This is a genomic window from Arthrobacter sp. CAN_A212, from assembly GCF_015752345.1.
Taxonomy (GTDB): Bacteria; Actinomycetota; Actinomycetes; order Actinomycetales; family Micrococcaceae; genus Arthrobacter_D.
Map to the genome: position 1 here is coordinate 1 of NZ_JADOUT010000057.1, position 3,061 is coordinate 3,061.

General features: G+C 58.9%; 2 protein-coding genes and 1 pseudogene. 2 read left to right on the forward strand and 1 reads right to left on the reverse strand.

Annotated features, from left to right (window positions below):
- Positions 1–97 precede the first annotated feature (97 nt).
- Together IWX64_RS16670 and IWX64_RS16675 are read left to right on the forward strand one after the other, a co-directional pair.
- A pseudogene (locus tag IWX64_RS16670) lies at positions 98–1,210 on the forward strand (IS256 family transposase); the annotation flags it as partial.
- 136 nt (positions 1,211–1,346) lie between these two features.
- Positions 1,347–1,808 carry a mycothiol transferase gene (locus tag IWX64_RS16675; protein ID WP_196868245.1) on the forward strand — a complete coding sequence of 154 codons (462 nt, stop codon included), beginning with the start codon at positions 1,347–1,349 and terminating at the stop codon, positions 1,806–1,808.
- A 224-nt stretch (positions 1,809–2,032) separates the two neighbouring features.
- Here IWX64_RS16675 and IWX64_RS16680 read toward each other — a convergent pair whose 3' ends face one another.
- Complete coding sequence (locus tag IWX64_RS16680) at positions 2,033–2,449, reverse strand: GNAT family N-acetyltransferase (protein WP_196868246.1); 417 nt, start codon at positions 2,447–2,449, stop codon at positions 2,033–2,035.
- Positions 2,450–3,061: the final 612 nt, after the last annotated feature.

Sequence of the window (3,061 nt, forward strand, 5' to 3'; positions counted from 1 at the left end):
ACCATCAACAAGTCCCGGCAAAACTGACCGGAACACCAACAGGGTGGGGCCAAAACAAGCGGCGAACCCGGGGCCAAATCAACTTGCTATTCCCAGTGCTGCCCCGTTCGAACGCTCCGAGGCGCGCACGACCCAGCGCAACGGGTCCCGGGCCCGGACATTGACGACCACCGCGGGGGACCTGAATTTGAAGATCCCCAAGCTGCGTGCCGGGTCATTCTTCCCGGCCTTGCTGGAGCGCCGCCGCCGGGTCGATCAGGCCCTCTACACGGTCGTGATGGAGGCCTACCTACACGGGGTTTCCACCCGCAAGGTCGATGACCTGGTCAAGGCCCTCGGCGCGGACACCGGGATTTCCAAGTCCGAGGTATCCCGGATCTGCGAGGACCTCGACCAGGAAGTCGGTGCGTTCCGCGACCGGGACCTCTCGGGGCTGGAATACCCGTACGTGTTCCTGGACGCGACCTACTGCAAGGCCCGCATCGGGCACCGGGTGGTGTCCCAGGCCATCGTGGTCGCTTTCGGCGTCGCCGCCGACGGGCGCCGGGAAGTGCTCGGCTTCGACGTCGGCGACAGCGAAAACGAGGGCTTCTGGACGGCGTTCCTACGCTCCCTGAAGACCCGGGGCCTGGGCGGGGTCAAGCTCGCCATCTCCGATGCTCACAGCGGGCTGAAAAAAGCCATCAGTACCGTTTTCCAAGGTGCCGCGTGGCAGCGCTGCCGGGTGCACTTCATGCGCAACGTCCTCTCCACCGTGCCGAAGGGCTCCCAGGAAATGGTCGCCTCGATCATCCGCACCGCCTTCGCCCAACCCGACACCGCACACGTGCACACCCAATTCGACGAAGTCACCCGGATGCTCACCAAATCACATCCAAAGGTCGCCGCGATGCTCAACGACGCACGGGAGGATGTCCTCGCGTTCGCAGGATTCCCTACCCGACACTGGCGCCAAATCTGGTCCACCAACCCGATGGAACGAGTGAACAAAGAGATCAAACGCCGCACCGACGTCGTCGGTGTCTTCCCCAACCCCGCAGCGCTCCTTCGGCTCGCCGGCGCGGTCCTCGTCGAGCAGCACGACGAATGGGAAGCCGGCGACCGACGCTACCTCTCCGAGGCGTCCATGGCCGAACTCACCACCATGAACGCGACCGCCGCCACACCGATCAAGGAGACGGTTTTGCTTCCCGAACTTACTGCAGCATAATCAAGGAACTGACCCAAACGGTGTCGAGAAAACTCCACCACTCAGCGGGACGTAACCCTGGTGGAATAGGGGCAGCTACTTCACCGGCTCGATCAGCTGGGGTCGGTAGCCCTCTGGTTTTGATAGCGTTTGCCAAATGATTAAGACTGCAAGTGAAATGGCTCTGGATGGCTTGATTCTTCAGAAGTTCGATGAACTCACTGAGCTTTTAGTAGGACTCGATGATGAGCTGGCAAATAGGTCTCTTCCATGGAAGGGAAGCAATTCGATTGTGCAAATTTTGGTGCACTGCTGCGGCATGATGCGCCATTGGTCGTCAAGCGTGAACCTGGGCAACGATATCCCAAGGGATCGAGATACCGAGTTCTCAGCCATTATGTCTGTCACTGAAGCCACACAATTGGCAAGCGACACTCGGGAGTCCTATATCTCCGACATCAAGTCTACGAACATGCAGTCGCCACCGGTAAGGGTGCCAGACGGCAGAGAGCATTATTGGACCGTCACCTGTGAGAGTGTCCTCTTCCATGTACTGGAAGAACTGAGTCAACACTTGGGCCAGGCTCAAGTTACGCGTGATGCACTGATCAAAAGGTAATTATGTAGTGACCGGGAGCTGTTGGGCTGGTGCTAGAAGAGATCGAGTCCCGCTACTTCGCTGACTCGATCAGCTGGGGCCCGTTGTTGCGACGGAGCCAACTTCTTTGCCAACGACTCGAGGCACCAGGTGAGGCTCAGGAATAGCGTTGACCACGACGAAAACGCCATCTCTGTCCGTGGTCGCTGAATCCAATCAGTCGGCATGGAGCTTTTGGGGATGGTCTAGCGCACGTTCGTCATCATTTTCGATGGGTCGGCCAGGGCCGTGAAGCCAAACTGGCTGTAGAGTCCATGAGCATCAACTGTCGACAAGAGGACACGCTTCAAATTTAGGGATCCCAAATCCTCCATGATTCCGCTGGCAAGCATCTTGCCTATTCCTCGTCCTCGAACTTCGGTCGCCACGAACACGTCACATAGCCAGGCGAATGTGACACCATCTGTCACGACGCGTCCGTAAGCGACCTGCTCTTCACTTTGGCTGTCGTACACGCCATAGTTCCGGGAAGCATCAATAGCGGCGTCTTGCGCTTGTCGGGTTCGACCCTGTGCCCAGTAGGACTGCTCGCTCAGCCACCAATGAACACGGGGACGATCGATCATGTCCGGTTCCGCAGAGAAGAAGAAGGTTTCAGCCATACCAGCACTTTAGGAGCGCCGCGATACTTGCAGCGAATTCTGGTCCCCACACCCACTAGCAGGAGAGTCCCTTACCGCGCCATAACAAACCTGGTCAGTGCGCTGATCCAATCCTCGAAAGCGTCAAGATGCGCGTCGTGCGAGGCGCCAGCAAGACCAACCCGTCTCGCCCGTGCTCCTTGGCTGACGAAGCGCTATGTAATCCCCGGAAGCGTTGACGGTACGACTCCGCTATGTGTGGGACCTACACGACTGCTCACACCGTATCCACTACCCGGCCCCTCAACGCGACGGAAGTTTGTGGGAGAACGGTACCGGCAGGTGCCCCCGAGCGCGGTCGTCAGCACCGCCGCTCCTCTAGGGTGTAGTGATGACGGCCCGCACAGCTGAAGCGCGATCTACCGCCTCTATGCTTGCCGGTCTCGATGATGCCCGCATCCGGCTACTTGTCGATGCTGCCCGTCCAATAGGTGTCGGTATTGGAGGAACCACCAAGATCGGTTTCGTCGGTGGCACCGCTGTTTTCGTAAAACAGCTCCCACTGACAAGTATTGAAGAATCGGATCCGGCTGGCACTACGAGTCGGCTCCAGCTCCCGTTCGTCTCCCACTA